General features: G+C 55.6%; 20 protein-coding genes and 1 tRNA gene. 5 read left to right on the top strand and 16 right to left on the bottom strand.

What is annotated here, in order from left to right:
* Window positions 1-89: 89 nt before the first annotated feature.
* From ABNU55_RS13505 to ABNU55_RS13490, 4 genes are all read right to left on the bottom strand, one after another.
* Window positions 90-1295, bottom strand: a complete 1206-nt coding sequence (locus tag ABNU55_RS13505) for a M14 family metallopeptidase (RefSeq protein WP_290759726.1) — start codon at window positions 1293-1295, stop codon at window positions 90-92.
* Window positions 1295-4642, bottom strand: a complete 3348-nt coding sequence (locus ABNU55_RS13500; RefSeq protein ID WP_290759724.1) for a TonB-dependent receptor — start codon at window positions 4640-4642, stop codon at window positions 1295-1297. Before ABNU55_RS13500 ends, ABNU55_RS13505 begins: the two co-directional genes overlap by 1 nt.
* Window positions 4643-4784: 142 nt before the next feature.
* Window positions 4785-5795 carry a FecR domain-containing protein gene (locus ABNU55_RS13495; RefSeq protein WP_348764435.1) on the bottom strand — a complete coding sequence of 337 codons (1011 nt, stop codon included), beginning with the start codon at window positions 5793-5795 and terminating at the stop codon, window positions 4785-4787.
* Window positions 5785-6354, bottom strand: coding sequence for an RNA polymerase sigma factor (locus ABNU55_RS13490; RefSeq protein WP_348764434.1), 570 nt, complete (start codon window positions 6352-6354; stop codon window positions 5785-5787). Before ABNU55_RS13490 ends, ABNU55_RS13495 begins: the two co-directional genes overlap by 11 nt.
* Window positions 6355-6713: 359 nt before the next feature.
* On the opposite strand from ABNU55_RS13490, the gene ABNU55_RS13485 reads away from it, so the two are divergent.
* The gene (locus ABNU55_RS13485; protein WP_348764433.1) at window positions 6714-7625 is read left to right on the top strand and encodes a hypothetical protein; all 912 of its coding nucleotides are present in this window, start codon (window positions 6714-6716) and stop codon (window positions 7623-7625) included.
* On the opposite strand, the gene ABNU55_RS13480 is transcribed toward ABNU55_RS13485, so the two are convergent.
* From ABNU55_RS13480 to ABNU55_RS13430, 11 genes are all read right to left on the bottom strand, one after another.
* A complete protein-coding gene (locus tag ABNU55_RS13480) occupies window positions 7622-8452 on the bottom strand; it encodes a hypothetical protein (RefSeq protein ID WP_348764432.1) in 831 nt (276 codons plus the stop codon). The two genes, ABNU55_RS13485 and ABNU55_RS13480, sit on opposite strands and share 4 nt — an antisense overlap.
* Before the next feature lie 586 nt (window positions 8453-9038).
* Window positions 9039-12140, bottom strand: a complete 3102-nt coding sequence (locus ABNU55_RS13475; RefSeq protein ID WP_348764431.1) for a type I restriction endonuclease subunit R — start codon at window positions 12138-12140, stop codon at window positions 9039-9041.
* Window positions 12133-13335 (bottom strand): AAA family ATPase, encoded by a 1203-nt coding sequence (locus ABNU55_RS13470; RefSeq protein WP_348764430.1) that lies wholly within the window; start codon window positions 13333-13335, stop codon window positions 12133-12135. Before ABNU55_RS13470 ends, ABNU55_RS13475 begins: the two co-directional genes overlap by 8 nt.
* On the bottom strand, window positions 13336-14529 hold the full coding sequence (locus ABNU55_RS13465; protein WP_348764429.1) for a restriction endonuclease subunit S: 1194 nt from the start codon (window positions 14527-14529) through the stop codon (window positions 13336-13338).
* Entirely contained in the window at window positions 14526-16073 is a 1548-nt protein-coding gene (locus ABNU55_RS13460; RefSeq protein ID WP_348764428.1) for a type I restriction-modification system subunit M, read from the bottom strand. Before ABNU55_RS13460 ends, ABNU55_RS13465 begins: the two co-directional genes overlap by 4 nt.
* A gap of 299 nt (window positions 16074-16372) precedes the next feature.
* Window positions 16373-16726 carry a hypothetical protein gene (locus tag ABNU55_RS13455; protein ID WP_348764427.1) on the bottom strand — a complete coding sequence of 118 codons (354 nt, stop codon included), beginning with the start codon at window positions 16724-16726 and terminating at the stop codon, window positions 16373-16375.
* Window positions 16727-17236: 510 nt separating this feature from the next.
* A complete protein-coding gene (locus ABNU55_RS13450) occupies window positions 17237-17473 on the bottom strand; it encodes a hypothetical protein (RefSeq protein ID WP_348764426.1) in 237 nt (78 codons plus the stop codon).
* A gap of 197 nt (window positions 17474-17670) precedes the next feature.
* The gene (locus ABNU55_RS13445; RefSeq protein WP_348764425.1) at window positions 17671-17877 is read right to left on the bottom strand and encodes an AlpA family phage regulatory protein; all 207 of its coding nucleotides are present in this window, start codon (window positions 17875-17877) and stop codon (window positions 17671-17673) included.
* 162 nt (window positions 17878-18039) lie between these two features.
* Complete coding sequence (locus ABNU55_RS13440; protein ID WP_348764424.1) at window positions 18040-18756, bottom strand: hypothetical protein; 717 nt, start codon at window positions 18754-18756, stop codon at window positions 18040-18042.
* Between the two features lie 94 nt (window positions 18757-18850).
* Window positions 18851-20053 carry an integrase arm-type DNA-binding domain-containing protein gene (locus ABNU55_RS13435; RefSeq protein ID WP_348764423.1) on the bottom strand — a complete coding sequence of 401 codons (1203 nt, stop codon included), beginning with the start codon at window positions 20051-20053 and terminating at the stop codon, window positions 18851-18853.
* Between the two features lie 185 nt (window positions 20054-20238).
* Window positions 20239-20323 (bottom strand) — tRNA-Leu (locus tag ABNU55_RS13430).
* Window positions 20324-20564: 241 nt separating this feature from the next.
* Between ABNU55_RS13430 and bchE the strand changes: the two genes are divergently transcribed.
* A complete protein-coding gene (gene bchE / locus ABNU55_RS13425; protein ID WP_348764422.1) occupies window positions 20565-22127 on the top strand; it encodes a magnesium-protoporphyrin IX monomethyl ester anaerobic oxidative cyclase in 1563 nt (520 codons plus the stop codon).
* Here the strand turns inward: bchE and ABNU55_RS13420 are convergent.
* Window positions 22084-22491, bottom strand: a complete 408-nt coding sequence (locus ABNU55_RS13420) for a hypothetical protein (RefSeq protein WP_348764421.1) — start codon at window positions 22489-22491, stop codon at window positions 22084-22086. The genes bchE and ABNU55_RS13420 overlap by 44 nt on opposite strands.
* A 421-nt stretch (window positions 22492-22912) precedes the next feature.
* Here ABNU55_RS13420 and ABNU55_RS13415 point away from each other — a divergent pair, with 421 nt between their 5' ends.
* From ABNU55_RS13415 to ABNU55_RS13405, 3 genes are read left to right on the top strand one after another with little or no spacing between them, the layout of a single operon-like run.
* Window positions 22913-23353 carry a hypothetical protein gene (locus tag ABNU55_RS13415; protein WP_348764420.1) on the top strand — a complete coding sequence of 147 codons (441 nt, stop codon included), beginning with the start codon at window positions 22913-22915 and terminating at the stop codon, window positions 23351-23353.
* A 4-nt stretch (window positions 23354-23357) separates the two neighbouring features.
* Complete coding sequence (locus ABNU55_RS13410; RefSeq protein WP_348764419.1) at window positions 23358-24602, top strand: relaxase; 1245 nt, start codon at window positions 23358-23360, stop codon at window positions 24600-24602.
* Window positions 24603-24647: 45 nt separating this feature from the next.
* The gene (locus ABNU55_RS13405; protein WP_348764418.1) at window positions 24648-25727 is read left to right on the top strand and encodes a hypothetical protein; all 1080 of its coding nucleotides are present in this window, start codon (window positions 24648-24650) and stop codon (window positions 25725-25727) included.
* The last annotated feature ends 17 nt before the right edge of the window (window positions 25728-25744 follow it).

Genomic DNA, 25744 nt, shown 5'->3' with positions numbered 1-25744 from the left:
GAAATCACGTCATGTCCAGACGCCGGTTTTGCGCTCAAGCCTGGCCGGAAGATTTGACCCCTGCCGGCACGAAGCCGGCAGGGTATTAACTAGTTCGAAGTGTGGGGCCCCCGGGCCAGAAACGCCAGCAGCGTCTGCGCAGCGAGTTCACCGACGCTTGCGATTTCGGCTTCGGGCGCATCGTCTGCCAGCTCAATCGTCAGACCGGCCACATCCAGCATCTGCAGGGCCCAGTTCTTGGAGGTGCCCGCCTCTGCATTATGGCCTGCAATCCATTCCGGGTCGGGCTCAATCCCCGCATCGAATGCCGCTTTCAGCTCCCTTGGGAAACTCATATCCGCAAAGTTCTCTTCAAAGGGCGGCGTGTAGACAAGCGTCTTCTGCGTGGAATGGAAGTCCATGAAGGCCACGGCCTCCCGGCCCTGTGCTTCCCTGGAAAGGAACGCCGTTACCGCTTTCGTGGCCGGTTGTGTCGGGTTCCGCCAGTCACGGTTCAGGTCCAGTCCGCCATTATTATGTCGCCAATGCCCACGGGCTCGCCCATCCGGATTGACCAGGGGCAGCAGGATGACCCGCGTATCTGCGCGGGTTTCCGGCGGCAGGTCGCCCATGAACGCTTCAGAGAACGCCTTGAACGCCGCAACGCCCGACTGTTCGGGCGGGTGCTGCCCTGTCATGGCAACCACGAGGCGCTTTGCCGTTTCCGGCCCGGAAACGAGGGCTGTCAGATCGCGGCCGTCCAGGCTTTCGCCATAGCTCACCAGATCCATGTCTTGGCGTTTCGCCAGCCCCTCTGCCCAGTCTGCCATGGCGGCCGGCGCAATCAGCGGGCGTCCAGCCACAAGAAACTCACCCGGCCCGGCTGGCAGAGTAAGCGTCGCGATATGCCCCTCCTCGCCCACGGAAACCGCGTCTGCGGGCAATTGGATCCAGCTATCGCCGTCATCGCGGCTCACCCAAGGATGATAGCGATGCTCATAGCCTGCATAGTCCAGACGCAGGCTCACAGGCGCGCGAGAGCGAATGTCCGCTTGGAAGGCGTACCACGGGCTCGGATTGATCGGCCCGGCAATCGAGGCTTCGGGCCATACGGTTAGGACGGGCCCATCGGCAGAAAGGGCGCAACCATGCTGACCGGCGCCTTCGAAGTCTGTCGAGATCGCCACTGCGCTGGTCTCGCACAACAGTGCGGCTTGGGCTGTCTCACCCCCCGGGGCGCCATGAGCACAGGCAGTGGCGAGGACGCCCGCTGCGAGGCCGAAGCCCCGCAGCGCGTTTCCTGCAAGCTTTCTCATCAGAAACTCTTCCTTGCGTTTACGTAGACGAAACGGCCCCGCGAGGAATGCAGCCCGCCCAGATAGCCAAAGGACTCGTCGGCCAGCGGCGGTTCCTCGTCGAACACGTTACGCGCACCGACGCGCAATTGCAGCGGTTTATCGGTCTCATGATCGAATGTGTACTGGACATAGGCATTGTGGCGGATAGCGGAGTCGACCACCCAGTAGTCGCCCGTGTCGTCATTCGTTGCACTCGTATCGAGCACATCATCGACATAGCTGGTGTACCAGCCAGCCCCCCAGGCATCCTTGCGCCACGTCGCCGAGGCACTCCAGCGCCATTCGGGACGTCCGTCCTGCCGGATCAGGTCGCCTGCGCCAGACAGCGAGACAACTTCACTGATCTCACCGGCTTCCTGGGCGGCCAGGATTTCCGCTTCGCGCGGCGCGATATCCTGGTAGAATTCGCGCAGCTGAGCGACGTTCACATCCAGGCCGAAATCACCCCATCTGGACGTCTCGATGTCATAATAGATGCCGAGGTCGATGCCTTCGACATCGCGCGGCAGAAGGTTCAGGTAATTGTCCTCGACGTAGAGAACCTCACCCGCCGGATCGAGACCCGTCCCCTCATAGGCCGCGATGTCCTCCGCCGTCGGATCAGCCCGGACCACAGCGGGGTTTGAGCTGCCGCGCGTACGCAGGAGATAGTCCAGGATCAGGTGATTTTCATCGCCGAAAATGCCGACCACGTCTTCCTGCTCGATGGACCAGTAGTCCAGCGTCACCTGGAGCGTGCCGAACTTCTGGGGCATGAAGGTCGCGTCATAGACGAGCCCAGCCGAGAAGCTTTCGGATTCTTCCGGTCCCAGCTCAGTTGAGCCCTCACGCTGGCTGACAACAGCTGCGGTTTGTTCACAGGCAGAAAAGCTGTCGATACGTCCGGCCCGCAGGTCGGCTTCACACTGGATGAAGTCGGTGCGGTTGTTCACGCGCTCAAGGCTGCGATCAAACTGCTGCTGAAGGTTCGGCGCCTTGAAACCTTGCGACCAGGCCGAACGGAAGAGCAAGGAGTCGGTGGGGCGCCAGGCAAGCGCGACCTTGGGCTTGGTTACGCTGCCGAACAGATCGTAATCCTCATAGCGCACGGCCAGCTGCATGTTGACTGACTGAGCCAGCGGCACGTTCATCTCCGGCGAGATAAGCGGCACCGCGAGCTCTGCAAAGGCAGAAAAGACGTCGCGCTCACCTTCGGAGTCGAGCGTCGGGCTGGAGCCCATGACGTCACTGGTCGCCTCACCGGTGATGGGGGAGACGAATTCTATCGTGCCGTCGAGACGCGGGTCACGGTCATCTTCATAGGTTTCATTACGCGCTTCGACACCGAAAGCGGCCCCGACAGGTCCTGCCCACATCTGGAAGAGGTCCGGACGCGAAAGCTTGAAATCCCAAAGCGTGAGGCTGGTCGAAGACTTGCGGTAGACCGGCACGATGAAACTATCGATCGTCGCGGCATCGCTGGGCGTGCCGTCACCGCTGTCAGAGATCGGGAAACCGCCGCCATTGAAGGGATTATAGGCATCCGGTGTCGTCTTGCTGAGCGCCTCGAGAAACAGCGTATTAGAAGTACGTGAGGTCGTATCCGTTGTCTCCGCCTCGGAATAAAGGAGGGCAGATTCCCAGTCGAAACCGGCCCAGTTGCCTTCCAGGCCGCCAAGCAGGCGCCAATTGGTGTTCTCGACCTCGATTTCCCGCGGTCCTGCATCGACGAGGCGATAGCGGCGCAGTTCGACATCCAGTCCTTCATCCGGCGTCCCTATACCTTCCACACGGTTGGGCGAGCCGACGGGGCCGAAGGGATTGTAGTAATTGTCCGCGGGTATCAGCATGCGTGCGGCGCTAAGCTGCGCGGAGCCGGCCCGTTGCGCCTTCGAAGTTGCGGCATAAAGCCCGGCTTCCGAGAAGAAGCTCACCCCATTGTCGAAGTCATGGTTGAGCGTGCCAAACAGGTTCAGCCGCTCCACCCCATTATTGATCGTGCGGCTCGAGTTGGTGTTGTAGCGCTGCGCGACATCGCCGGCCGAATTGCCTTCATCGAGGCAGAGCCCGTCGCCCAGGGCCGCCAGGCAGTTCTCATAGCTATCGGGCTGAACGTGCACGCCGCCGCCGCGACTGGAAACACCATCCAGGGACACCGTGTCCCCCGTCGCCGGATCGCGAAGCGTGAAAGCGCCCCATGGCGTATTGTTGGAATTGTTGCGGAAGTTGAGATCCCCGGCCCAGCTGTCCGGAAGGCGGTCACGCAGGTCGGCATTGGCCGCAAAATCGCGCTCACTCGCAAAGACCGGATCGCGATCGGTGTAGGCTGCAAACAGCGCGACATTGGAACGGCCGCCATTGAAGTTCTTGCCGGCCTCAAGCGTGAAGTTGAACTCGTCGGATTCAATGTCCGGCTCGGTGCCGTAGCGGGCCGAGACGGTGAGTCCTTCGAAATCATCTTTCAGCACTGTGTTGACGACACCGGCCACAGCGTCGGAGCCATAGAGAGCCGAGGCGCCATCGAGCAGGACTTCCAGCCGGCGAATGCCTGTCACCGGAATGGCGTTCGCATTGACGGTTGTGACCGGCACGAGATTTTCAGACTGGGTGCCGGGATGGTTGACCATCCGCCGGCCGTTGAGCAGCACCAGCGTGTTGCCCGTGCCGAGCGCCCGCAGATTGATGGAGGCCACATCACCGCGAGCGGAGTTCACGCCACCGGAAACGTTTTCGGTGCTGTTGAAGCCAACATCGCCAAATTGCGGGATCGAGCGAAAGACATCGTCCCCGTCGACCGCGCCGATCGCGGCAAGCTGCTCGTCGCCGACCACTGTCACGGGCAGCTCGCCGCCAACCTGTGCACCCCGGATCTGGGTGCCAACCACGACCACACTGTCGAGGCGGGCTTCCTCATCGGTATCGGGGGCCGCGACGCGGCGCGGCGGGGTTTGCGGAGCTTCAACCTGGCGCGGCGCCGGTGCTGGCGCGCGAGGGGCGGGCTCGGACTCGGCCTGCGCATACACAAGGATCGCGCCGGACTCATCGGTGCGCATCCTCATATTAGAGCCTGCCAGAAGACGGTCCAGCGCCTCATTGTCGGAAAACGTGCCCTCGACACCGCTCACCTGAATGCCTTCAGCTTGATCCGTACGGTAGATCAGATCCCGGCCCGACTGGGTGATGAAAGCATCCAGCGCCTCGCTCAGCGGACCGGATGGCAGGTCAAAGGATTGAGCCGCAGCAGCGTTCGGCTGCGCGATTGAGGGTGCGGCTGACAGCGCCACGAAGGCTGCGCCGGCGAATAGTTTTGCTGACAAATTTGCCATTGATTGTCTCCCCGAAAATCTGGGCGGGTGGCCAAATCCACTTCCCTTGGAAAGACAGGACGAGCGACCGGGCAAAATCCCTCAAACTTTTTGACATGGAATTGCAATATTTGCGGCACTGGCGGAAAACCGGGTTTCGGCCCTAGCTCCCGGAAAGCTCGATACGGCCAGTGCTGCGGTAAACCTGGAGGCCCAGCCCCTCCTCGGCCAGGCGGGCAAATGCCTCGACATTGTCGAGCGGGAAAGTCCCTGCGATCTCGACGGCCCCCGTGGCATTATCGGCGATCACAAGCTTGGTGGTATTATAGCGGTTGAACTCTGCCGCCACGTCACGCAGCGGTGTGTCGTCAAATCTCAAGCGGCCTTCGCGCCACAAAAGGCGGTCCTGAACCGTGCGTCCGCCCGAGCGTTCGACAATCACTCCATCCGGGCTGGCATAGCCGATCATGCCAGCCTCAAGAACGCTGGCAGCGTTCTCAATATCAGCGGCCTTACCGAACCAGACCGTGCCCTCGCTGACAGCAACTTCGGTGCCGGCATTAAGGAGCTCGATTCCAAAAGCGGTGCCGAGAACCTCAACACGTCCCTCCCCCGCATCAATCTGGAAAGGACGGTCTGGCGCCGGGGTGACCTCGAAATAAGCTTCCCCCTTCAACAGGGTCACGCGGCGCGCTTCTGGCGTATAGGCAACGCTGATACGGGTATCGGTGTTCAGCGTGACGGCCGATCCGTCAGCAAGCTGCACTGTCCTGATTTCGCCAAGGTAGGTCTCATAGTGGCTGGGCACGGGGGCTTCGCGCGCGGTGCCGAACATGCCCATCGTCCCCGCCCCGATAACCGCAATCGCCATACAGGCCGCAGCCGCCAGCGCCTGTATGACCGGGCGGCGAATGAATGACCGGGGCGCAGACAGGTCGCCGCGGCGCCGGGCCGCAAGGCGCTCGCTTCGCTTCCATGCGGCCAGCAAGCGCAGGAACGCGACGCGATGCAGCGTGCTCTCATGCACCCAGGCCGAAAACACAGGATCCTCGACGCTCAGCTCGTCCAGGTCGCACTCACCATGCAGCAAGCCGTTTCTGTCGAGGCGTGCAAGCCATGTGGCGGCCACTTCTTCGACCGCCTCAGCAGAATGAAGGGGAAACTCAGCGTTCATGCGTGCCCCGCTGCTCAGTCTTTCGCCCGGAGGCCTTACCGCGCTGCACGCCCTTGCGGGCCAGGGCATCGGCAAGCAGGCGCACGCCGCGGCTCACATGCCGTTCGACAGTCGGTTCGGAAACGCCAAGCGCGCGCGCCGTCTCGCGTTGCGAAAGCCCCTGGATACGCCGCAGGCTGATCACGTCGCGTGTACGTTTGGGCAGGCTTCTAAGTGCAGCTTCAAGCATGGTCAGTTCCTGGCGGGCCGAAACGGTCTCAAACGGCCCGGCCTCATCTGATGAGACGTCCCAGCTCTCAAAATCCATCACCGTATTTATGGAAACCACACGTTTACGCCGGATCAAGTCGACGATGAGATGGCGGGCAGTCGAGTACATAAGGGCGCGGGTATTGCGTGGCAGCTCCTTGGCCGCGGCCCTGTAGAGGCGGCTATAGACTTCCTGCCTGAGATCGCGGACCTCGGAGACATCCGACCAGTGGCGCGCAAGAAAGCGCTCGAGCTCCGCTTCAAGCGGCAGCACATCCTGAACGAACCAGTCATCGATAGATTTATCCATAGCGAGCGGCCATAGTGCGGATCGCTCCAGGCGAAAAGCCCCGCAAGACGCTGGCGCCCTGCGCCAGCTGCCGGTCCCCTACCTGCCGTATTAACAGCAGCCTCGAACTCGCAAAGTGCGAGCCGGGCTGACTGGGGCCAGCCTATTGAAGCAACCAAAAAGATGTAGGGGTTGTGGTTTGAAGCAACTTTATCTCCCTATCAGTCTATCGCCGTTCCCCTTGCGATAGCTTCATTCTGCATCGGGACACGTAGTCTTTGGCATTATAACTATTTCGATCCCAGCCCATGTTGAGTTTTCCGCCCGGCTCGGCAAACATAAAAACAGTTGGCTGCAGTCGACGGGGGAGAGAGTGAGCCATGAAGTTCGATTATAATTCAGTGATGAACACTCTGACTTATCTCGACGTATCTTCAGCAAATGCGAAGCTTCGCAGGATTGAGGATCAGTTGAACCGGCCTGTGCGTGACCCCGCCGCAGATCGCGAAGCAGCGGAGTTAATGGCCAATTTCAAGCTTGAAGAATCGTTCGACAAGTTGCTTGTCCGAGACGCGAAGATCGAAAAAGACGGATCAGCTCGAGAGTATTTTCAGACCGAGATTCTTGCCCTTGAACTGGTCAATCACGAACCAGAGGATTTTGATCGGCCGAGTTACGCCGCCAAAGTTGATCAGCTGCGCTACGCAACATTCAAACGAAGGAAAGAGCTGGCCGAAAAGTTTGGCAATGAGGGCCGGCGTCGGATCGAAGATCTCATCCAGCTCCCGTCGCTGATCGAACGGACTAAGAAGGCTTACGTCTTCGAAGAGGCGCGCCGCGCCCACAAGGGTTCATGGATACTCAACGGTGCGGCTATTCCGATGTATATGCTTGGCGCTTTATTGGTTGGCGCTGCAGCTTGGTTACCGACATATTGGGATGGACCCTTTCTCGACGTCATGAACGGAGATGAAAGCTATCGGCTTGCGCCGATTTTATTCGCAAGCGGCCTTGGTGTGGTCGGGGCTGTTGCCGTGATACGCTTACTTGTCTTTTTGCGGATTAAAACGAAGATCGGACGCGCAAAGCGAGGGGTAAACTATGAAGGTAACGTGCCGGTTTCGCTCTCGAAAGCAGCCAAGTATAGGGCTGACCGAAACGCGCGTCCGACGACGCAGCATACGCTCGATCGTCACAAGTTCGATGATTCGTCTCAGGATGGTTTGAAAACAGGTCTGAAGAAGCTGGAGAAGATGCTCATGGATGCGCGCCACTGGCTGGAAAAGAACTAATTGAACGCCCCGCCCCAGCCGCTCTGTTCACGATAAGCGGCAATAGCCGCCATCGCGGCAATCCTGTCGAGACGCTGGTAGGACGGCAATCCTTCCCCATAGCCAGATTTATGAGGTTCCTCTCCGTAATTATTCTTCAGCTGTTGCATCTCATCCAGCGTGCGTTCTACGACGCTCTCAAACTCATCGTCGCTCCACTGCCGAAAATATTCGAGATAGCAGGGACTAAGCATTTCGTTGGACTGGCTTGCTTTTGCAAGTGAGCCCGACGGCTCCAACCAGCGTTCAGCAACTTTCCGGCAATACTCATCACTCGTCTGGCTTGCCCAAGGCTGGTAGGACGCAAGCCCTGAAGGCACCTTTCCACCGCGCTCGCGCTGCATGTCGATCAGCGTTTCCAAATAAGCTCTGGATGCATCAGGTCGGCCACTCTCGGCCAGAAACCAACCAACATTTGCAAGATCGGCAAGCTTCCAGTCTTCCAATCCGTTGCGGAAAGATTTTGTCTCTGCCTCGAATATCGCCTCTAACTGATCGCGATAGTCGACATCGCTTTCGACAAAGCGCAACCCCCAGATCCAAGACAGATCGGACTCTCGCCAGCGCAAGGAACCGGTAGGGCCATAGCGCTCATCCAGCTCGGCCTTGACGCAAACAGTGTCCAAATCGCGCAAACATTCTTCGCCGGTCAATGGTGCGGTCCGGTATTCAGTCCAATAGGCATATTCCGGAACGAACTGACGCGCTGCGAAGATCACGACCGTGATCGCAGCAATGTCGGCCCATGGCCATGTCGTACCGTTCCGCTCTCTACGTCGTGACGTCATTTATCCCCCCCCTTTAGAAGGCAGAAATAATGAAAAGGGCTCCGGATGCCAAGCCAAGATCAAACAAGCGCATGGGCCGCAGTCATTCCAACGGCCACGTCGCAAAGTCATCCACGCTTATGAGCGCAAGATAACCGCGCAGGAAACCAAGAAGATATCGCTCCCGGTTAAGGTCAGGGATGCGGGCAAAATGAAATGGGTCTTCAGGGAGATGTCCGAACTCTTTCGAGGGTTTCTCTCAAGCCCTGTAAAGTCTGGGACAATGGCCGCTACGATGAGCACCAGACATCCGTTTGCGCATCAACGAGCGTTTTGCAATACGACCGCGAAATCGGACTTCGCCCCCGGTTTATTGTAATGTTTCCAATATGTTGGAAGGGGCGAAAATGCCCAAGAAACAAACTGGCGGTGCCGACTTTGTCTTGTGCAAATTTCCTGGTGCCAGGAGAGGCATCACATTAGGGAGATAGAAGATTGATTAATTTGATTATTTATCGATCCTTACCTTTACATACCAACAAATATACCAACAATCTCCAGTCTTACCCCTCCGCCGCAAAGAATACCGCGCAACTTCGGAAGCCAATCAGATTGTGCCCCCCACTTCCTTAAACTTCTCAACGAACGCCGCCACCTTTCGAAAAACACTCTGCTTCTTTGAAAGGTAACCTGGGTTCAGAGGACTCATTTTCGGCAGGATTGAGTTCAACTCTGTGCCGTTTTCGCTGGCATACTCACGCTTGATGGAATTTGCGATGTAACGCCTAGCGGCTTCTGCATTCAGTTTCTCTGAGACAATGAGTTCCTCAGCCTCTCGACGTTGCTGCGCCTGCGCGAAAGCGTAGAAGGCCTCCATCACTCCTGCTTTATCCAAAAGGTCATCGAGGTTTGTCTGATTGATAAAGTCGACTACCAAGCCCTCTTTAGCACGATTACCCACGCTGGCACGGATCACACGGCGGACTTCTTCAACCAAATCCGATTTGCTTTTCGTTTTTTTATTGTGCTCGAAGATCAGCTCAAGGATGTAATCCAGGTTGATTTCCTGCGACTTCAGAAGATCCACCTCAAAGACGACATCATCCCAATCGATCGTCGACTCCGCTTGCTCTTCGCTGGCTTTCTCGCGTCGAAGCCAATCCCGGATGTCGTTGTAAGTTGACCGATAGTCCTGGATCTTCCGATCAGCAGGCATGTGGATTCTCTTAAGCTCAGCAACGTCATCATCACTCAAGTGATGCAGTTCCTTGAACGCGTTCAGTGCTTCTTGATCACTATCATCGATCTCTTGAAGCTCCCTCAAGTTCGCAAATTCGTCGTAGTTCTGCAGAATGTTTTCGACGCGGAGATACTCGCCGAACAGCTTGGCGAATGCTTTCTTATCTGCTTCTCTTTCAATTGCCGCGGGGTCTGGGAAGCGCTCTTCAAGCTCCCTAACGATATCGATAAATCCGCGCCGCGCTTCACCAGTCGTTTGGTCGGTGAAGCCGTCCATATACTCCGAGTAGCTCTTTTCCAGGACGACGTTCTTTGTGTTGGCATTACCAAAGAGTGTGATTGCTTTGACCGTTGCGTCCTCGAGATCACGAAAGGTCACGATATTGCCGAATGACTTTGTCGCATCAAAAATACGATTGGTGCGCGAATAGGCTTGGATTAGCCCGTGGAAGCGTAGATTCTTGTCAACGAACAGGGTGTTCAGCGTTGGGGCGTCAAATCCAGTCAAGAACATCCCCACCACGATAAGTAGGTCGACTTCCTTGGATTTTACGCGTTTGGCCAAGTCCCGGTAATAGTTCTGGAAGCCTTTGCTATCGACGCTGAAGCTCGTCTTGAAATAGGCATTGTAGTCCGCGATGGCAGCGTCCAGAAATTCCTTGGCGCTGCTATTAAGGGCAGACACCTCAAAGCTTTCGTCGGGAATTTCACCGATGGCGTCTTGCTCTTCATTCGCCGCAAATGAGAAAATGGTCGCGATCTTGAGCGGCCTGTCACTGTCGACCTGCAGCTCGTTCAGTTTCTCATAGTAGAGTTTTGCTGCGTCGACGCTGCTCACAGCGAAAAGGGCATTGAAGCCTTTATCGCCCCCATAAAGTCGGTGCGTTTTCCTGCGGAAGTTATCGAGGATATATTGGGAAATCTCGCCAATGCGGTCGGGGTGCAACAGGGCTTGCCGGTTTTCTGCAGCGGAGAGCGTTCTCTCATCCTGTTCAGTCTCAATCGCCTTAAACTGAGGCCGCACATCATTGTAGTCGACCTTGAACTTAAGCACTTTTTCATCGCGGATTGCGTCCGTAATGACATAGGAATGAAGCTCGCTTCCGAAGACACTGGCCGTGGTGTCCGCCCCTGAAGCATTTTCGGGAAAGATCGGCGTGCCGGTGAAACCAAACTGGCAGAAGCGCTTGAACTTCCGTTTTAGGTTCCGCTGCGCTTCACCGAACTGGCTACGATGGCACTCATCGAAAATGAAGACGACGCGCTGGTTATAGACCGGCAGATCGTCTTCGCTTTTCATCAGGTTGTTGAGCTTCTGAATCGTTGTGACGATGATCTTGTTGTCGTCTTTGGACAGGTTGCGCTTTAGACCGGCCGTGCTGTCGGATCCGTTGACGCTATCGGGCGAAAAGCGCTGATATTCCTTCATCGTCTGGTAATCGAGGTCTTTGCGGTCGACCACGAAAAAGACCTTGTCGATGAAGTCGAGTTCCGTCGCGAGGCGCGCCGCTTTGAAACTCGTCAGCGTTTTGCCGGAGCCTGTCGTGTGCCAGATGAATCCGCCACTCTCAGGCTTTCCTAGCGCCTTCCCTTCAAACGAGCTTCTGATCTTCCGCAATATGCGTTCTGTCGCTGCGATCTGATAGGGGCGCATGACGAGAAGCGTATCACTCACATCGAAGACCGAATAATCCAGCAACACCTTCAACAAGGTGCGCTTCTCGAAGAAGGTCGCCGTAAAGTCTTTCAAATCCTTAATCAGGCTGTTGTCCGCCTGCGCCCAGTTCATCGTAAAATCGAAGCTATGCTTGTCGCGCTTCGTCGTATTCGCGAAATAGCGCGTGTCCGTGCCGTTCGAGATCACGAAGATCTGGAGGTATTTGAAGAGCGAGCTTTCTGAGTTGAAGCTCTCCTTGCTGTAGCGATGTATCTGGTTGAACGCTTCGCGGATCGCGACGCCGCGCTTTTTCAGCTCGACCTGCACCAAAGGCAAGCCGTTCACCAGTATGGTCACATCATAACGATTAGCGTGCGTCCCGGCCTGCTCGAATTGCTTTATAACCTGGACCTTGTTGCGGCAGACATTGGACTTGTCGAAGAGGTAGATGTTTTGAATCCGGCCATCATCGAAAACGAAATCGAAAATATAGTCGTCGTGGATCTTGCGAGCCTTGTCCGTGATGCTGTCGCTTGGGCGGTCGAGGTAGGTCTCAGTAAACCGCGTCCACTCCTTGTCCGTAAATTGAACGCCGTTGAGAGACTGCAGCTGCTCGCGAACATTCGCGAGCATCGCCTCGGTCGATTTCATATCCGGCAGAAACTCATAGCCCTGATTGCGCAAATCCTGGATCAGCTCGCGCTCAAGGTCCGCCTCAGACTGATAACTTCCAGCCGTTTCCCAGGTACGCTCGTACCTATCCAGCACGATGAAGCGATTAGTCTCTGCGATCGGTGTCGTCTGCTCAGCCATTTTCGATCGTCTCGTGTGACTTGAAGCTGTAGTCTTGGATCATGCGGCGAACGAGAAACCCCAAAACCCGCTTATCATCATCCTCTATTATTGCAGCTTCTTCGCCTGAATGGGCGGAGTGACTACATAAGTTGATGATACGTGTAGCGTATGTGTCGGGTGTACCGTCATCGGTGGGTGGCAATAGATCACCCCACTTCCGGTGCCCCAAGAAAGTGGCGGTTTTCTCCAAAATATTCCTCAAAAAATTGAAGTGATACTTCTGAATCTCGCCACTTTCGATCGCTGCATTCAGTTCTTGTAGCAGGAGTAAGTGGTAGGAGAAGGGAGAGTCATTTGGCTGCTCATCAAGCTGAAGACTACCGTCACGCTTTCTATCGAGCAGATATTTTTTCGCATGTTTGGGTCTGTATCCGGACGATTGATCTCTAGCCCCGAACTCATTGTAGAGAATATTGTAAAAAAGCGGATTGTGGGTCGTGATGATGAACTTCAGATCGGTCGAACGGCTCGACTTGATCAAAGTCGCCAGGTTCGCAGCAAGCGCGATGAGATGGTTGTCGTCCAGTGAACTTACAGGGTCATCGATGAAAACGTATTGAAGCCGGTCGAATTTGTCTGTTTCTCGGTCGTCAGGATCTGGGACGTCGAGAACGGCAACGATTTGCTGCAGCAGCGTGAAGAAAACGCTCCAGATGAAATTGCTTTCCTCGCCTTTAGAGATCTTGATGTTGTCGGTTGTCTCGTCGTCGCCGGTTTCCATCGAGAAGGTCACATGGCTGACATACTGAACGCGCCTGCGATCAATGATCCTGTAACTTTGATTGAACGCTGGCGTCAGACGTTGGTTGGCCAATTTCTGGAAGTTATCAATCACGTTCTGATCCTGCCCCTGATCGAGCAGCACCCAATCCGTAAACGTATTGGGCTGAATAGTCAGCTTGGGCTCTAGATCGTTTTCCAGATCGTTGTCCCAGTAGAAGAGATCTTCGGTGAATGCGTTGTAGTAGAGGATTCTATCGCGGGCGAGCCCCCCACCATCAGGCAGTTCTCCGTTTTCGCCACTGGGCGCGATGAGCTCCTTGAATGTCTTTGAAAGTCGCGTCTTGCCAACACCGTTAAACGCATAGATCAATTGTACTTTCTTGTCCGCGTCTCGAAGTGCCTCCGCAATCCCTCTTAGCATTGGTTCCATCTAAGCAGCCTCTTCGTCCGGCTTAGGAAAACTCAGCAGACTATCGCGGTAATAGGCATATTGCTTTTCGCGCAGCTCAATTTCGCGCGGCAAGCCTTCGGTGAGGGAGGTCGTCAGCGCGTCGAACTTGTCGAGAATGACGACGATGCGCTTTTGTTCGGCGAGAGGTGGGACGGGGAGTTTCACGTTTAGAATCCAGTCCTTTTTAAGATGCGTTTGGTCAAACCCGCTATCGTATCTAAGAAGTTGTCGATTTCGATTCATCACGTAGTGCAGAAACCTTGGGGAGTATGATTCCGGCTCCTTGACCCTTAAAAGACAAACTCGCTGATTGGCCGCAAACCGCCCATCTTCCTCAACAAAGAACGTCTTTGCGAGCGCACGACCGTTTGGAAGGTCGCTCATCACCAACGCGACATCATTCTTAATTGCAGGGGTTAGTACATCAGCAGCTTTGACAAACCTCGCCGATTTGCCGTCACTTGAAATATAGCCTGCCGTTAGAAGGGCGACATCGCCGTCCTTGGCAACCAACTTCTCGTGTGGTTTCGCATTCTGGAAATCTGCGACCTCACCCAACGTCTTCCACTCTACCTCATTCTCGTCGACGGTCAGGAGCTGGTCGCGATAGTAATTGTACTGCTTTTTGCGGGCGGTAAGCTCGGCGGTAAGCTCGGCGGTAAGCTCAGTAAAGCTGTCGAGTATCCGGACAATCTCACCCTGTATCGCCAGCGATCTCTCCGGATCATCCGGGCATGGTATAGGGATTGGCTTGGCGCAGTATTTGCTGATCCATTGTCGCTTATGGTCTCCAGCCACCAATCCACTAGGCAAGCTACTCAGCCAGTGGAAAACATACCTCAAATTAAATCTAGCATCGTCGCTCGACGTGATTATCTTCATGGCCGACGACTTTACTTTGAAATCGAAATCTACCCATTTGTTTGCCGTCGTAAAATCATCAAAGATAATGACTGGCGATTTTGACCCTTGAAAAACACCGTCGACCTCGTCTGTGTAGCCAAGAATAAATGATTGTCCCGCTGTCAAGACGGGCGTCTGGTGGTCGTCGCTGTAATTGGTTGATTTCACTATGTACTTCGTCGGCTGTTCGTATTGAGTGACATCGCCTAGAGGTATCCACTCAACCTCAGCCCCATCCAGCAGCTTCTCAAGAAAGCCCACCGCACTCACGCGTCAATCTCCGCGATGATAGCGTCAATGTCTGCACGCAGCTTGTTGATCTTCTCGACCGTCGCGCCGATCTCGTCATTCAGCTCATCGATGTTCACCACCTCACGCGTGTCGCGCGGCTCCACATAGGAACTCACCGACAGGTTATAGCCCCGCTCAACGATCGTCTCATACGGCACTGAAGCGGCGACGTGGTCTACATCATCCTTGCTCGCGAACATCGCCATCACCCTAGCGATGTGATCATCCGTCATCAGATTGGTATTGGTCGCCTTCTTGAAGAACTCTTCGCCACTGGCATCGATGAATTGGATGGCTGTGTCAGTCTTGTTCTTGGCGAGCACCAGGATCGTCACCGCGATCGTCGTGCCGTAGAAAAGGTTAGGCGCGAGCGCGATTACTGTCTCGACGTAATTATTATCGACCAGATACTGCCTGATCTTCTTTTCCGCGCCGTCACGATAGAAGATCCCCGGAAAGCATACGATCGCCGCGCGCCCCTTCGCTGACAGATAGCTCAGCGCATGGAGCACAAAGGCAAAGTCGGCTTTTGATTTCGGCGCGAGCACACCGGCAGGCGCAAAACGGTCATCATTGATCAGGGTCGGGTCGTCAGAGCCAATCCACTTCACCGAGTATGGCGGGTTGGAAACGATCGCGTCAAACGGCTTGTCGTCCTGAAAATGCGGCTGCGTCAGCGTATCGCCGCGCCGGATATTGAACTTGTCGTAATTGATATTGTGCAGAAACATGTTCATGCGGGCGAGGTTGAAGGTGGTGTGGTTAATCTCCTGCCCGAAGAAGCCGTCCTCGATGATGTGCTCATCAAAATGCTTCTTCGCTTGAAGCATCAGCGAGCCAGAGCCACACGCCGGATCGTAGATCTTATTGACCTTGTCCTGCCCATGCATGGCGAGTTGAGCGATAAGCTTTGAGACGTGCTGCGGGGTAAAGAACTCGCCGCCTGACTTGCCTGCATTGGCCGCATAGTTCGAGATCAGAAACTCGTAGGCATCTCCGAACAGGTCAATCTGGCTGTTCTGGAAGTCGCCAAACTCCAGTTCCGCAACGCGCTTCAACACTTTCGCCAGCCGCTCGTTTTTCTCGGGGACCGTGCTGCCCAGGCGCGTGCTGGTCGTATCAAAATCAGCGAATAGGCCTTTGATGTCCTGCTCAGATGGATAGCCATTCGCTGATGACTCAATCGCCGCAAAAATCGTCGCCAGATCGGTGTTCAGACTTCCGTTTTTGTTAGCGCCCTTAGCGACATTGGCGAAAAGCTGGCTGGGATAGATGAAATAGCCCTTTGTCTTGATGGCATCGTCTTTAATGTCATCCGTGATAACGTTGTCCGACATTCCAGCGTAATTGATGTCGTCATCGTCCGCCTCGATGTAGGCAGCGAAGTTCTCGCTAATGAAGCGATAGAACAGTGTGCCCAGGACGTACTGTTTGAAGTCCCATCCATCGACCGAACCGCGTACATCGTTCGCGATATCCCAGATTTTTCTCTGTAGCGCAGCGCGCTGTTCAGTGCTTGTCATTCTCTACGCCTCAGCAATCGCCATTCAATAAGTGCATCGGTTCCGTATCAGATTCCGTCAAGGTTGAGGTATGTTATCCTGATCAACTGAGGTTTGATCATATATCTCTTGCTGCTCCCTCGCCTGCGCACGCGCGCGAGAAAACTGGGTTAGCGATCGCGACGAGTAGAGGCGCCGGTAGCGCGCAGAAACCTTCCTGACATTTTCGCCCCCCTTCCAAATTCTTGAACTGAGGAGACGCGCAAAAAGGATATGAAGCCGGTTTGAAGGCGTTACGCTGCGGAGTTTGCCATGCCCCCCTACCTTCGCTTGCGCCCCAGCTTCAGCACGTCCTGCATCAGCAGCGCGTCGATCCGCATCTGCGCGGCCCAGTCGGCCTCTCTCAGCCGATAATAGGTTTTCCAGTGCATGCCCTTTGGCCGGTCGGGAAAGGGCAAGGCCAGGCCCATTTCGCCTTTCATCTTCTGGCGTACCCGCATGGCCCGCGTGACGCCAGGGGCATAGATGCGCTCATACTGGCTTTCATAGGTGAGGCGGCAGCATTTCCGACAACGGAAATAGGTGCCGCCATAGAGCACCCTGCAGCGCAGTCCGCAGCCCTTGCACTCAATCCACCAGCGACGCCCGCCAAAAGGCTGTTCAGTGGCGCTCATCACGAAGCTTTCTTCAATGTGCTGGCGCTCGCCATCCTTTGGGAGGGTATAGTACAGAACCATTCGATCGGGTGAGAGGCGATAGCTTATGCTGCCGGTCTTGTGATCGCCCCGTGACCAAGTGACGGTGCCGCTGCGATGACGTTGAAACCATTCACGCGGAAAGTCCGCCAAATCCAGCTTGTGGAACTGATCGCTCCTGGCGGCGCATCGCGCATGCCTTCCAGATCCGTATCCGCCCATGTCTCAGCCCTCTGTTTTCGCAATCATGTGCAAAGTGGATGTGTCGGGACCCTGCTGGACCGCCTTGCCCCGCTCGTGTGAGCGGCGGGGCGGCGTTGGGCTCAGCATCAGGTTTTGTCAGGTTCAGCAAGTCTGCTGCAACGCTATATGGGTGGACGGGAAATTTTGGCGTCCGGCGATATCCGACGTACAGGCTTGGTAGCACTGAGGTTTTCTGAGGTTTTGGGACATTTTCGTTCCTTCTCAGACGCATCAGATTTGATGCGTTCATGCTACAGATTTGAGGCGTTCGGATTTGTTGCTTTCGCGCCAGAGCTTGATCGGAAGATTTGGGTCGCCAGCCTTGGTCTCAGTGTCGTAGCGAGTGAGTGACACGATACGTTCACGGCTTCTTGCGTGACCTTGATTGCGGCCCTTACGTTCCTCCTTGAGGAAACCACCAGCAATAAGTTCATTTATAGACCGCTTGGCAGTTGATGGAGAACACCCACACATCTCAGCCATGCGGCGCTCTCCAACGGGAAACCTGTTAATGGCGTCCGGGCGATATGATGCCAATAGAATTGATATGATCTTGAACGCAGGAGGTGACAGCTTCAGCCAAGCTGGATGCTTAAGCCAGTGATCGTAAATTCGCGCGTGAGGCCGGTCATGGCGGCTGCTAGGATATGTCGGCTGTGACATCTGAGCTTAGGTCGCGATTACGACGCGCCATTTTCGATTAGATCGCGAATGTCTTCGACGCGCCAGACGGTCACGCGTGCGCCCAGCTTCTTTGGCTTCGGAAAGCGCCCGTCTTTCACGCCTGCCCACCAGGTTGATTTACTGACTGGGATAGGGCCGTAAGGCGCGAGGATGGACTTCAGGCGCAGGAAGCCGGTTTCGGGAAGATCGGCTGTGTAGGACATTGTTTGTCTCCGTGTTTGCGGTGACAACAAGATCCGATCAGATACAGAGCAATAATAGCTGGCCAGGTTGCGAAAAGTTCACACCAGATTGCGCAGTCTTTTGGGCAAGTTCCCTTTGTGCGAATGACCCGAAAAGCATTGGATAACAACTAATGGCATGATTTAAAATGGAAAATTAACTGGGTCAGTTTCCTCAAGAGCTTGCCTAGGAGCTCCGCCCGTGGTCGCCCAGTTCGCCACTTTGGCCAACTCTTCGATCACGTTTTCGCTTGGTTTCCCCTCATCGTTGATCAACCCGAAGCGCGCAGCGTTCAACCTCAACCATGTTGCGAGCCGCTGCTTAGGCGTGCCTCGCTCGTCGGACTTTTCGTCAAACGCTTCCCACGCCTCTGTCACCGCTGCTAGCTTGGCTGAATACCGGGGATGGCTGGGGTCGCGATAACCCGATTTTTGGAAGCGCATCTGGAAAAAGAGGCAGTCTGTATATCCGACTTCCTCTAGCCATCTGATCAAACTGTCTCTGCCAATACAAGAGGCGTTGCAATCTACAGTTCCAGGCACTTCGTAAGCGCCACGATTAAAATCTCGCTCAACCTCAGGCACGATAGAGCCTTCGATTTTCCCGCACTTAAGGGCGGTACGCAACGCATTCAATATTGCCTCATATCCAGCAGGCAGGTCGTTTCCATATGATCGCCGGACTTCCGCCCGTGCGCCTTGCGGCTCAAGCCCCAAAACCAGAAGTGCGGCATCGCTAACTGCATACTCCTCAACCAGCGACCAATGGCAGGAAACGTTCCTGTAGCGTGCCCAATCATCAAAGACCTCGGGTTCCGCGTACGGATTTTCGAAGTCATCAAGACAGTGATGTGCGCCCATATGTTGTGCTCCAACCAGATCCTATAACAACCTATGGCGTACAGTATGATTGATTTATGACAGTTTTGCTACAGACGTACTTATTATGTTCCGATCAAATTCTGACTTTCGCGGAAAGCTGTGAGCGAATGGCTTTTGTCCACCAATTGGCCATCTTGACGCGCTCATCCCAATACAGTGAGCGTTGGTAGGCCCGACGCACTTCATCCGCACCGACATGGCCAAGCTCCGCTTCGATCGCATCCGCATTCCAGCGCCCGCTTTCGTTCAGCAGGCTGGACGCACTTGCGCGGAAACCATGCGAGGTGTGCTCGTGCTTATCGAAACCCATGCGCCGAAGCGCCTGATTGAGCGTGTTCTCGCTGATCGGCTTATCGCGCGCGATCGAAGACGGAAAGGCACGGTAGTTGCTGCCTGTCTCTTTCTTGAGCGCTTGCAAGATATCGACAGCGAGCGGCGGCAGAGGCTTCTGGTGTTCACGGCGCATCTTTGTGCGCGCTGCCGGTATGGTCCAGACCGACCGCTCCAGATCAAACTCTTCCCAAAGCGCGAGACGCAATTCGCCAGGGCGGGTGTATAGCAGCGCCATCAGCTTGAGCGCGGCGCGCGTGGAAGGTGATCCGCCCTCATAAGACCAGATGGCGCGCACAAGGTCGCCAAAGCCCTTCCAGTCTGTCACGGCGGCCATATGAGAGACCTTCGGCGTGATGAGCGCGCCGCGAAGGCCATAGGTCGGGTCATTCTCCGCGCGCGCCGTGGCGATTGCATAGCGGAACACCTGCCCGACAGTTGAGCGTAGTCGCTTGGCCGTCTCGTAATTGCCTTTCGCTTCTACATCGCGAAGCGGCTCCAATATCTCGGCAGCCGTAATCGCCGTGATGGGACGATCGCCAAAGGCGGCGGTCGCCATCTCCAGAAGCCATTCCTTCTTCTTGATCGTCGTTTCGGCTTTTTCTTCCTTGCGCTGCTTCTCGATCAGCTCGGCGGCGATCTTCGCGAAGGTATGCTCATTCACGGCGGCTCGCGCAGCCTTTTCGGCTTTCGCATGGGCGCTAGGGTCGATCCCTTCTGCCAGCAAGGTCTTCGCCTCTGCACGAAGTTCACGCGCCCGCGCTAACGTGACAACTGGATAAGCCCCGAAGGAAAGCAGCTTCTGCCTGCCATCGAAACGATAGGCCATTCGCCAGAGTCTAGATCCCGTCGGCGCCACCTGAATGAACAGGCCGCCGCCATCGGCCATGCGATAGGGCTTCTCTTGCGGCGCCAGCGTCCGCAGCTTCGTATCTGTCAGTGGCATTTGTTGGTATCGCCCTCACGCAAAGCCGCCCGCGAGCAGCAGTTACCAACATAAATACCAACATTTCGGCGGGATACCAACACACAACCCCGGACCTGATCGGACAAGAAATGGCCAGTCAGTTTCTAAAAACCTCTATTATAGAAGGCTTTGCGGAGCTTTTAGGATTGTTTTGGATAACGAGATGGTGCCCAGGAGAGGACTCGAACCTCCACGTCTTGCGACACACGGACCTGAACCGTGCGCGTCTACCAATTCCGCCACCTGGGCAATCTAGGTCTCGGAAGGCGGGGTGATACGGCGCACGCGCGGCAAGGTCAACGGGGAAATCCAGCAAGCTTCAGGCGTTTGCAGACCTGCTGATCAAGCGGCCAAGCCCAGTCCCTCAAAGGTAGAAATTCTCATTGCGTCGATCTGGTGAGATGTTAGTTTTTTCCCACAGCACTTAAAAAGCTTCTCTCACCAGATCCCGCGAGAGAAGAATGACTCACCGACAGCGAGAGAAGCCTTCTTGCGCATCCTGATTATCAATCCTCCACATCCATCTATCGGAAGTCGCATACCCGATGACCATTTGCCGCCACTCGGACTCCTCTGTATAGGCGGCCCCCTCCTGGACGACGGGCATGAGGTAACCTTGTTCGATGCGGAGTTCGGGCCTGCCACTCTCGACGAGATCACGAGCCAAGTGCGTGAGACAGAGCCCGACATAGTCCTGATTGGCCATTCAGGGTCGACATCAGCCCATCCCGTATCCGCCGAGATTGCCCGGCGAGCCAAGCGTGTCCTGCCAGACCTCATAGTGGTCTATGGCGGTGTCTTTCCAACTTATCACTGGGCGGATATCCTGCGCGACTGCCCGCAATTTGATATCATCGTGCGAGGCGAAGGCGAGGAAACTTGCCGCCAGCTGGTACGCATGCTGAGCGCAGGCGGAGACCTCGAAGGTGTCGCCGGCATCGCCATGAGGACAAATGGCCAGCCGGTTGCGACATCGCCCCGGGCCATGATCGACGACCTCGACGCTTACCGCGTAGGCTGGGAGCTGGTTGATTTTGCTGACTATTCGTACTGGGGCGGGAAACGCGCGGTCGTCATACAGTTTTCCAGAGGGTGTCCGCACCCTTGCAGTTATTGTGGTCAGCGCGGCTTCTGGACAAAGTGGCGTCATCGCAACCCTGAGCTGCTGGCAGCAGAGATTGCGTCACTCCACAGGAACCACGGTGTCGAGGTTTTCAATTTCGCAGACGAGAACCCGACCTCGTCGAAGAAAATGTGGAAGCGTTTTCTTGAGGCCTTGATCGCCGAGGACGTGAACGTGACCCTCGTCGGATCAACGCGGGCGGACGATATCGTGCGCGACCGTGATCATCTCCATCTCTACAGGCAGGCTGGCGTCGAGCGCTTTCTCATGGGGATGGAGAATACCGACGAGGCCGTCCTCGCGAGAATCCGGAAGGGCGGGTCCACGACAACCGACCGCGAGGCGATCCGCCTTATGCGCAAGCATGGCATGCTCTCCATGGCCACCTGGGTCGTCGGTTTCGAGGAAGAAACAGACGCCGACTACTGGCGCGCACTTCGCCAGCTGATCTCATATGATCCAGACCAGATACAATCGATTTATGTCACGCCACATCGCTGGACGCCTTTCTTTTCCGAGGCCGCCAACCGCGAAGTCATACAGGGCGATCAGGCAAGGTGGGATTACAAGCATCAGGTACTCGCGACGCAGCACGTCCCGCCCTGGCGTGTCTTTCTCTGGGTGAAGTTCATCGAGTTCATCGTGCAGTCGCGCCCGCGTGCGCTGCTGCGTCTGCTGACGCTGAAGGACCCGAGGCTTCGGCACGCCCAGAGATGGTATTACAGGATGGGCCGCCGGGTCTGGTTTCACGAGGTCATTGGCTTTTTCTTCCGCGACAGGCGCTGGAAGCAAGGTCCGTCAGTTCGCGAATTCTGGGGCGAGTCACTGGCCAAGCACGAGGAGGCGCTGGCGCCTCTTCCGCGAAGGGCCCGGACGACCCTCGCGATCAGCTCGCTTGAGCGATCCACTCAAGAACGCCCAGCAGAATGATGCCTGCGCCAAGCGCGTACAATCCCATCGTGATCACAAACCTCGCGCCCAGAGAGCCGGATTTAGGCGCCGTCTGAATTCCGGCATGGCCCTGCTGGCGAAGCTCAATTTCGATCGCTTCCAGAAGGTCCTCATAGCGCCCCTCAAGCCGTCTTACCCTGTCGGCAACAAATCCCATCAGCGCGGTGATGGCACCACAGCCAATCAGCCCCACAGAGTATGGGATGAGCGACATGCCGCGGGACACCGCAGCGATGCCGATCAGCAGGGCGAAGAGAAAGGCGATCGACTGCCAGTAGAGACGACCGAAATGTAGGCGCTGATCTGACAGTAGGTGGTACTGGGTGAGAAGTGGGTCGGTCATAGCATCGTCCTAACGTCTCGGCCTCGTCGGCAAGGTCTCTGTTCTCGACCCTAACACGCCCGGCCCAGCTTGCGAGTTCGAATTCGAACTGGCTCTCGGCAAGAGACTGACAAGACCACCCGCCCGCTGGAGGGGTGGAGAGACGACGCGCGCGGAAAATAACCACCAGGATAATCAGTAAATCCCGCTATGTTCGGGACTTTTTCAACACAAGTATTCTATCGGAGTTTTCAGAAGACTGGCTGGCGGACAAACCGGAAGTTTGTTCGAACACCGACCTCTTCAAAGAGCTGGAAAACTGGGAAGTCCTACTCCGTGATGTGGTCTTCCCTGATCCTCATCATGACGCCACCACTGATGATGATCAGCAGCAATCGGAAAGCAACCCAGGACGCCCGCATCAGCATGGAGGGCCATCACCATGCTGACGTCTTCCATGAACGATTGCGCGTCTGACTTCACAGTTTCGGCGGGAACTCCTGCCAGGATACGCAAGAAGCACCCGTCCCCCATATCGCTGCGCCTGACGCATGAAGAGCGCGAACAGCTCGAACGCGATGCCGGGGATATGACGCTCAGCCGATATATTCGGGCGAGGCTCTTTCCTGATGGGACAATGGCTCAATGCAGGAATCGACCGAAGCGAAAAACGCACAAGCCATGTCCCGACCATGTGCTGTTGGCCCGTGTGCTGGGCTTGCTTGGCTCATCGGACATGGCGGTCAATTTGGCGAGGCTCGCAGACGCCGCTGAGATTGGTGCGCTGCCGGTGACGGATGAGGTCCAGGAAGAACTAAGTTCGGCATGCGGCCATGTGCAAAGTATGCGCAATACGCTGATGCAGGCGATCAGTCAGGCGTGACGCGATGATCCTTGTTGGTAATCAGCGTGGCGGTGCGCGCGATCTCGCGCGTCACCTCATGAAAGAAGAGAATGATCATGTTGAGGTCCATGAGATACGCGGCTTTGTCGCAAACGATCTCATGGGTGCCTTCCGAGAAACGGAGATGATCAGCCGAGGCACACGCTGCAAGCAATATCTCTTCTCGCTCTCGCTCAATCCTCCTGAACAGGAAACGGTCGGCATTGCAGACTTCGAAAAAGCGATTCATCAGGTTGAAGACCGGCTCGGCCTCACAGGCCAGCCCCGCGCCGTGGTCTTCCATGAGAAGGAAGGCCGGCGCCATGCGCATGCGGTGTGGAGCCGGATCGACTGTGAGAAGATGAAGGCGGTCCAGCTTTCGCATTACAAGCAAAAGCTCTGCACGCTCTCAAAGCAGCTCTATCTCGATCACGGTTGGCGTCTTCCGCCTGGCCATGTCGACAAGAAGCTCAGCGATCCGCTGAACTTCACGCTGGAAGAATGGCAGCAGGCCAAGCGCACAGAGCAAGACCCGCGCGATATCAAGCGCCGGATTAGAGAGGCGTGGTCAGTTGCGGATATGAGTGGTTACAGTTTCGCCGAACAGTTGGAGAAACATGGTTACACGCTCGCCCAGGGAAACCGGCGAAGCCATGTCGCGATGGATCGCTTCGGTGAGGTCTATTCCATTCCGCGCCAGCTGGGCCTGAAAACGAAGGTCGTTCGTGAGGCGCTAGGCGATGCCGATGCGCTCCCAACCATCGATGTGGTTAAGGAGCGCAATGCCAAGGCTGTCGCCCAAAAGCTCGAAGGATTTATCACCGAACTGGACGCACAGGAAGCCAAACAGAAACAGACGTTCCAGATTGCGCTCAAGGAACTGAGAGAACGCCAACGCGCCGAGCGCAAACAGCTCAAAGAGCGGCAGGAAAAGCGCCGCCAGGAAGAGGTCGTCGAACGGCAGAAGCGCTTCCGGTCAGGCCTGAAAGGTGTCTGGGACTTCGTGCGTGGCGAGCATTTCCGTATTGCCAGGCGAAACAAACTCGAAGCAGTTGAGGCAGCGAAACGAGACCGTGCAGAACACACAGAAAACGTCACCCGACAGTTAGCTCAGCGTCGCGCTATGACAAAACGTCATCGGAAAGCCCTAAGTGATAGTCGACGTATCGACCTAAATGCAGAAGCGCAAATACTCCGTCTACAGCTGCAATCCCATCAGAAGAAAAATTCAAAGGGATTAGCTTTGTAGGAGGGTAAATTTTATATAATCGACCGCAGTAATGGAGAGCTGCAAATGAGGAAAAATGGTCAGAAAAATGTATTTGAAGAAACCATTTTTTCGGGAGTTCTGTCTGACAGAGACGACAAATTTGAAATGGAGCTCACTCTTCGTGCGGGACCTGATAGCCGATTGGTAATTCAGCCAGTCTCGGTCTCAACGAGGTGTTACGTTGCTCTTTCCAAGCACGTCGGGGCGCCTGGTAGTAAATCAAGTTGGCTAGCATTTGAGGGCATAAGCTCAGAAGGCACTATATTTCGATCAACGTATTTATCTGTTTATGGACACGGTCATGGAACGGATGGAGCGTGGCTGAAACTTGCAGCTAGCAAGGCTCATATAATTTTGAAGCGCTCTGAGGCTGATGATGCCAAGGATGTCGGGGTTCAGTGGTCGTTAAGAGGGTTTAGAAGCTTTCGAAATCGACCAACTAAGACGAGCTTAGGTGTCGTCATTGTGCGCGGAATGCATGAATTCGAATCGTACGATGAGGTTACGGGCAGCCTTGCCATAAACCCCGATGGCATGGCCGTTGACGATGCCTGGTTTGAAAAAGCGGATGAAATGCTCGAATTCGTTTGGCGTGGGCTGGAGTTTGGCCATGGAGGCCGACTTCCAATTTCGCTTATCCAAGAATATCGCTCAAAGGAAGTCGTTGCGACCTTTTACGAAGGCAAAGGCTCGCCCCCTCATTTGCCCTCAATTCATTTTCTCAATCAATCAGATTATATTGAATGTTTAGCGACGCATTTCGACCGGAAAGATACCTTTCCCGAGGCCGTGTGGACTGCTGTTGGGTGGCTAAACAGTCGCACGGCTATCGAAGAGGTTCGGTTTTTGAACATCATGACCGCCATTGAGACAATTCTCGAAAACCTACTGCCAAATACCGAGACCAAAATTCTACCCGCTTCGGAATTCAGTGCAGTCAAAGATAGCCTACTTGCTACATTAGAAAGGCACTCTTTGGCGAAGGAAGGTTTGGATATCTTCAAGGGCAAGATCAAACAACTGAACAGCAGAACGCTTTCTCAAAAACTCAGCGCGGTCCTAGATAGTGACCTGCTCCCCGAAGGGTACCCGTTTATAAGTTAGCTCTGTTCCACATTTGA

It is taken from the genome of uncultured Henriciella sp., from assembly GCF_964005855.1.
Lineage (GTDB): Bacteria > Pseudomonadota > Alphaproteobacteria > Caulobacterales > Hyphomonadaceae > Henriciella.
This window is presented reverse-complemented; position numbering and strand designations above follow the sequence as displayed.